Below are 7,222 nucleotides of genomic sequence, written 5' to 3'. Positions count from 1 at the left end.
GTGCCCCGGGCTAAGGTCAATTGGGCTTTCAGCCCGGGGTTCTGCTTGTCACTTTCCTCTCGTTTCATAGGCTTTTACCTGCCCTTTCAGGGCGAAAAAATTGCCTGGAACTTCTTTTCCCGGGACGGTGCCCCGGGCTAAGGTCAATTGGGCTTTCAGCCCGGGGTTCTGCTTGTCACTTTTCCACAAAAACAATGATCGGTGCCCATTTGCGGATTGAAACATAAAAGGGTAAAAAGAGGCAAAAGCTAAATTAACTCTGTGCTACTCTGTGTAATACCCCCGTTGCGCAAGCAACCTCTGTGTTTCTCCGTGCTCTCTGTGGTTAAACCCTGTTATGTGTCTCTAAATATTTATCTCACGAGATTTCCTAATACTCAGAATCCCAAATAACGTTCCATAAAAATCGAAAATTTCTCCTCTTTTTTTCATAACTTAATCTTTCAATGCTCCGTAAAACTCTTGCAAGCAGTTGATATTTAACACATTACAGAACCCGACAGACAAACCACAACTTCCTCATAATAAAGCCTTTGCGTCATATCGCCTCAGCGTTTAAGCTTTCTTTTAACAGACTATTGTAATCAGCTTCGAATAAAAAAAGAGAGGGCTTCACCTGGCGTGAAACCCTCCCATCAACAACAACTCCAGAAAAACACGTCATTCCGATCCCGATGAGGCACGAAATCTGGAGAAGCAATCTCAGGGCGGATTAAAGATTCCAATGAGTATTGTATTAATACTCTGTCAGTGAATGAAATATTTTATCAACGTAAAAACAAACCAGAGCCTTAAACTTCAATAAAAGAAAAAACCGTCTCAACATTGTTGCGTTAAGACGGTTCTCAAGATCTCTTAAAATATCCAACACTTATCTCACGGGCTCAATAATAGCAGCCCAACCGCCACCACTTTTCATTTGAATCTTCAGTTTTTTGCCACCGTTAACAGTCATTTCTCCTTTGGAATAATCACGGGCAGCACGATCGGCATTGATACCATCGGCAAAGACTGTTGCTTTGAATTCACCGTTTCCAAGGAATGAAAAATCCAGCTCAATTTCACGACCATTCCAATCGGTCATTGCTCCCACATACCAGGTGTCTCCTTTACGACGCGCAACAGCCACATAGTCACCAATTTCGCCTGCCAGGGGCACTGTTTCATCAAAGACAGTTGGCACAGACGCAATAAAATCAACACTTTCGGGTTCGCGTAAGTAGTTTGAGGGATTGTCACAAAGCATAGAGAAGGGAGAATCGAAAACCACATACATAGCCAGCTGGTGCACACGCGTCCCCTGACTCATCGGGTCACTGTTTATAGCTCTCCAGTTCCACTTATTGGCGTTCTCCATGGCCCCGGGTGTATAATCCATCGGCCCGGCAAGCATGCGGATAAAAGGAACCGTCACGTCATACTCGGGAAAGTTGTCGTATTCGGTCCATTTCACCTGCTCCAGGCCAAACACCCCCTCATAAGTCAGCACATTGGGATAGGTACGGTGAAGTCCTGTAGGTTTGTAAGCACCGTGAAACAGAACAAACTGCTTGTATTCTGCGGCTTTAGCAGCTGTTTTGTAAAAGAAGTTAACCATTTTCTGGTCGTCACGGTTCATAAAATCAATTTTGTACCCTTTGACGCCCATGCCCGAGTATTTCTCAAAAACCTCATCCATTTTTTGATTCAATGGCAGCCATCCGGCCCAAAGAACAATATCGACACCCTTAGTCTTACCATGATCAATAATTTCCTGAAGGTCAATCTCCGGAATTACATTTAACAGATTGGTGCTTTCCGACCAGCCTTCATCAAGAATAACATATTCAATTCCTTTTTCAGCAGCAAAATCGATATAATATTTATAGGTTTCGGTATTGATGCCTGCCTCAAAATCGACATCATAAATATTCCAGTCGTTCCACCAGTCCCAGGCTACTTTTCCGGGCTTAATCCAGGAAGCATCCTCAATTCGGGATGGGGAAGCAAGTTTGTAAACCAAATCATTACCAAGCAATTCTGCATCATTTTCTCCGACAGCTATCATACGCCACGGATACGCTCGATTACCATTAGTTTTTGCAATAAATTCGGCACGTTTGGTAACATACGACTGAAGATTGTTGTGTCCACCCTGCTCTTCCTCCAGCGGATATCTTGCATATTCAGCTTCAAATCCCGTAGCCCCATCATTTAAAGACAGAAACATACCTGGATAATCCTCCAAATCGGCCTCGCTCACAACCAATGAAGAACCATCATTGTTTTTCACCAAAAGCGGAGTAATAATCAATGAATCGGCATCAATTTCATCCAGTCCCAACACATCATAAGTACTCTCGAATGAAACCTGATAGCGCCCTACAGGCTCCCGCACATAAGGTACATAAACCTCTTTAGCATCAGGAAAAATAAACTCTGTCTTTTCACTAATTATGTTAATCTCTTTTTTTATCGAAGTAACAAAACGATAGGCAGCCCCATCATCGTAAACCCTAAAAATCAACCCATAGCCACCTTTGAAAATCAAATTCAACTCATTGTATTCGTTTTTGACCTTTGATTTTTTATAGAATGATGTTTCAATCACATCGTTGCGCGAACCGGGAAAAGAGTTTCTCAAAACCGGATTCTCCCCGAAAATGCCATAACCTTCAACTTCCAGAGCGATGGAAGAAGGTCCGGCAATCAGATTTTCATTGAGTTCAAGACTCCAGGCTATCTCATCGGTAACAGCAATATTAACCTTCAAATTGCCATTAGGCGAAGTAAGTTCCAACACTTCATTTCCTTTTCCATAGGCAGACAATGAAGTTAAAAACATCACCAACAACAGATTAACCACAATTTTCTTCATATCAAAGTAGATTTTTTCTTTATGTTTTTTCAAAAATAGAGGTATTTTTGGAAATATAGTGTGCTTCCACAAAAAACGCTAACATTTTGACCAAATCAGTCATCCTTTGTTGACACCGGGCATTTTTAAAAGGCTGAGCCCAATCCGAAAATGTTCTTTTAACTTGTCGACTAACTTTTTAGTCATTTTTTTTAATAAAAAACTTGACCGACTAATTTTTTAGTCACATATTTGCATCGTAAGGATTGACAAAAAAGAAACAATATGCAACTGACAAAAGCAGAAGAACAAGTAATGCAAATAGTTTGGAAACTGGGCGAAGGAGCAGTTCGTGACATCCGCGAAAGTTTTGAAGAACCCAGGCCTGCACGCAATACGGTCTCAACGATTGTCCGGATTCTTGAGAAAAAAGGATTTGTGGCCCACAAAACATTTGGAAATGTACATGTATTTTTCCCGCTTGTAAAAAAAGCAGAATACTCAAAAAGTCAACTTTTCGGAGTGATGAAAAAGTACTTTGACAACTCGTTTCCCGCTATGGCATCCTTTTTTGCCAGAGAGAAGGACCTTTCGATTGAGGAACTTGAAGAACTCATGAACGAAACCAGAAAAGAATTAAGAAGAAGACAGAAAAACTAAATTTTATGGAAACTTTTATCTCGTATCTAATAAGATCATCTGTTTGGCTTTCAGCTTTCGGACTGGTTTATTTTCTGTTTTTGCGGCATGAACGCTTCTTCAGGTTAAATCGCTTATTCCTGATTTCCGGACTGTTATCAGCAATAATATTCCCACTGATTACCATAAACTATACCGTAACCATTCCTCAAATCCAGGAATCTGTGAGCATTGGTGAACCTTCTGTAAATGCAGTGGAAACCATTCAAACACCTTTCCTTACCCCGGAAGTTATTGCCGCAGGAGTTCTTTTGTCAGGAACCCTGTTGTTTCTTATAAGAATGTTGATCCAAACACTGAAGGTCATCAAGACCATCAGACGCTCTGAAATTAAGGTTCAAAAAGACCTGAAAGTGGTGAAAACCAATCATTTTCTCCATTCCTTTTCCTTTTTCTCATACATTTTTGTCAATCCTACATCACCGGAAAGGGAAATAAGGGAAATAGTGGCCCATGAAGCTGCACATGTGCGGCAATACCACTGGATAGATCTTGTTTTGGCCGAACTGTTATGCGCATTTCAATGGTTCAATCCTATGGCCTGGCTGCATAGCCATTTCATTCGACAAAACCATGAATACCTGGCCGACCAATCGGCTTTAAGGTCTTCGCCTGATCCAGCATTTTACAAGGCTACACTTCTCAATCATCTTTTAGGAAGTGAAGTCATCAGGCTGGGACATTCTTTTAGTTATTCACTCAACAAAAAACGATTTATCATGATGAAAAATACATCCACCTCAATCATCCGGAAAATGAAGCTACTTTTTATTCTTCCGTTCGCTGTCCTCATTTTTTATTCATTTTCGGAACCAAAGTACGCTTATGAATCCAATTCCCGCCCAGATCAGGAAAAGATTACTAAAAGTCAGGAATCCAAAAACTCAACAATCATTAACGATCTCGTTAAGGAAATAGAGAAACCACTTCCGGAGGTACCCAGCTCGACACTTTTAGCGGCCAAAACCACCCGGAAAGTAAGCAACAAGGCCACATCACGGAATGAGCTTATGAAACTTAAAAGACTGGAAAATAATATCCAGGTACAACAATCAAATGGAAAGACCATTAAAGGAAAAGTGGTTCAGGAAAATGGAGAGCCGCTTCCGGGAACATCCATCGTCATTGTTAATACCACCACCGGAGCCATCACAGACATGAATGGCGGGTTCAGAATTGAGGATGTTGCCGATAACGCTGAAGTTTCTTTCTCTTTTGTTGGCTTCAAAACAGTTAAAAAACAACCTGTTTTTCAAAAAGATATGGTCGTAATACTCAAAAGAGACACAGTTCAAAAAGACCTAAACGTTTCGATCCGCTCGAATGACAAAACGAATCCTGAGGCACAACCAATAGTCTATTTGGACGGTAAAAAAGTTCCTTTTGAAGCTTTAAATGAAATATCCCCTGAAACAATTGAATCCATTGACGTACTGAAAGATAAATCTGCGACGGAAAAATATGGTGAAGAAGGAAAAAATGGGGTTATTTTGATTACTTCCAGGAAAGAAAGCGCTGAAAAGACAGAAGAAGACAGCCAGCGTCAACTGAAACGTGAAGCATCAAAAAACAACACCTACAATGGCAAACCTCTCTTTTTTATAGTTGAGGAGATGCCTAAATTTCCCGGAGGCGATTTAGCGTTGCATAATTACATCTCCACCAATGTAAAATATCCGGCCGAAGCCAAAGAAAAAGGTATTGAGGGAAGAGTTTTTGTTTCTTACATCATATCTCCCAAAGGCAAGGTTGTTGAGGCGAAGGTCATCAGAGGTGTGCATCCAAGTCTGGATGCCGAAGCAAAACGGGTCATAGAAGAAATGCCCGACTGGACACCCGGCAAACAAAGAGGTAAAAACGTGGCAGTTAATTATACCTCTCCCGTGAATTTTGAACTATAAATTTTGAGCCCACTGCGAAAAGGTTCTTTGTTGCCAACATCTTCGTTACAGGTTTTTTTTTAATCCTCATTAACGTCGAGTTAACTCCGGTTCAAAAAATTCGCTGCGCCTCGATCCTGACAAAAAAACCTCTTTTCGGAGCAGACTCAACTTTTCAGAAATAAAAAGTGGGGCAGAAAGAGAATGTTTTCTCTTCTGCCCCACTATCATCAAAAAACGGTAATCCAGTTGTCATTCCTCAATAACAAACTTATCCTTCAATTGAACATCTACCGACGAGTTGCCGGCGAATATTTTTACTATTCCGGGTTCAATAACAAATTGGTCTTTTTCGATATCCCAATAAGCCAGATCATCCAGTTTTACAGGAATCTCGACTTTCTTTGATTCTCCCGGCTCCAGGGTTACCCGCTGAAAACCTTTCAAAGCTTTTTCGGGACGTTTAGCACTCGTCTCAGGGAAAGAAGCATATAACTGAACAACCTCATCTCCTTTGGCCGAACCCGTGTTCTTTAGTTTAATTGTTACAAAAATTTTCTCTTCATCTGATTTCACTAAAGAATCACTAATGCTAATATCCTGCCATTCAAAAGAAGTATAACTCAGTCCAAAGCCAAAGGGATACAACGGTTCTTCGTTAAAATACATGTAAGTATGACCTTTGCGAATGTCGTACTCCATCATATCTGGCAACTGCTCTTCCGATTTTGGCCAGGTCTGGGTAAGTTTACCTCCGGGATTGTAATCTCCAAAAAGTACATCACTCAATGCAGTTCCGGTAGCTTGTCCGTTGTGGGTAATGTGCAAAACAGCAGGCAGATTGGCTTGTGACCAGTTGATGGCATAAGGAAAACTACTTTGCAAAACCAAAATAGTATTGGGATTCGCTTCAAACACCTTCTTCACAAGGTATTCATCAGTAAGTTTCAAAGTTTTACGGTCAACAGCCTCCCGTCCCATACCCGGGTCGGGACAATCGCCCCAACGCTCGCTGTTGCAATAGGGATGATTACCCAAAACAACAATCGCCACATCGGCCTGCGAAGCGGCCTTAACCGCTGCATTGTAATCATTATTGGGTGCAAACAGAACCTTTTTATCACCCATCTTTTCTTTGATTCCATCGAGAGGAGTACTCATAAAAGGAGGCATTCCGCTGTACCAATCAAGCAAGATAGTATCGGCCAAATAACCTATAACAGCCACTTTGTTGAGTTTTTTGGCTGATAATGGCAATATTTGCTCTTCATTTTTCAATAACACGACTGATTCCTGTGCCATTCGGAGAGCCGCATTCTGATGTGCATCGGTTGTCCACGGACCGGGTTCTCCCATTCGACCGATTGAGGCATAAGGCACCTGTTCGGGAGGATCAAGTTGCCCAAGTTTAATCATAACCCGGTAAACACCTTTAAGCACCTCATCCAAATCATCTTCAGTGAGGTATCCGTGTTCCAGTGCCCCCAAAACCCCTTCGCGATAATCGTCCAGAAACTGATTCAGTCCCGCTTTAATTACCCCTTCGGCAGCCCGGGAAAAATCATCATACGCTTTGTGAGCCCTGACAAGCAATGTGTACCCACCACCATCGGTGCAGATAATGCCATCAACGCCCCATTTTTTCATGCTTATCTCTTTGTGCATTGGGTGAATATGAGCAGGTACCTCATTAACAGCATTATAAGCAGCCATGTAAGCATTGGCCCCGCCTTCGAGAATGGCACGACGAAAAGTTGCGCCATAATACTCATGAAACAGTTGCATATCGAAGTTTGACGAAGAACTG

4 protein-coding genes are annotated in these 7,222 nt (G+C 41.7%); 2 read left to right on the top strand and 2 right to left on the bottom strand.

Translation table 11 applies throughout. From position 1 onward, the window contains the following. Window positions 1-871: 871 nt before the first annotated feature. Window positions 872-2,857: a glycoside hydrolase family 97 protein gene (locus QZZ43_RS05605; RefSeq protein ID WP_291856945.1), complete on the bottom strand. Its 1,986-nt coding sequence runs from the start codon at window positions 2,855-2,857 to the stop codon at window positions 872-874. A gap of 264 nt (window positions 2,858-3,121) precedes the next feature. Here QZZ43_RS05605 and QZZ43_RS05600 point away from each other — a divergent pair, with 264 nt between their 5' ends. Next, window positions 3,122-3,496, top strand: a complete 375-nt coding sequence (locus QZZ43_RS05600) for a BlaI/MecI/CopY family transcriptional regulator (protein WP_291856944.1) — start codon at window positions 3,122-3,124, stop codon at window positions 3,494-3,496. Between the two features lie 5 nt (window positions 3,497-3,501). Continuing rightward, the gene (locus QZZ43_RS05595; RefSeq protein WP_291856943.1) at window positions 3,502-5,436 is read left to right on the top strand and encodes a M56 family metallopeptidase; all 1,935 of its coding nucleotides are present in this window, start codon (window positions 3,502-3,504) and stop codon (window positions 5,434-5,436) included. Between the two features lie 231 nt (window positions 5,437-5,667). On the opposite strand, the gene QZZ43_RS05590 is transcribed toward QZZ43_RS05595, so the two are convergent. Continuing rightward, window positions 5,668-7,222 (bottom strand): glycoside hydrolase family 3 C-terminal domain-containing protein (locus QZZ43_RS05590; protein ID WP_291856942.1); only part of this gene is annotated, 1,555 nt, incomplete at its 5' end.

The organism is Marinilabilia sp., from assembly GCF_016278715.1.
In the GTDB taxonomy this organism is placed as follows: domain Bacteria; phylum Bacteroidota; class Bacteroidia; order Bacteroidales; family Marinilabiliaceae; genus Marinilabilia.
The sequence above is the reverse complement of the archived record's forward strand: the minus strand, read 5'-3'. Positions and strand labels throughout refer to the sequence as shown.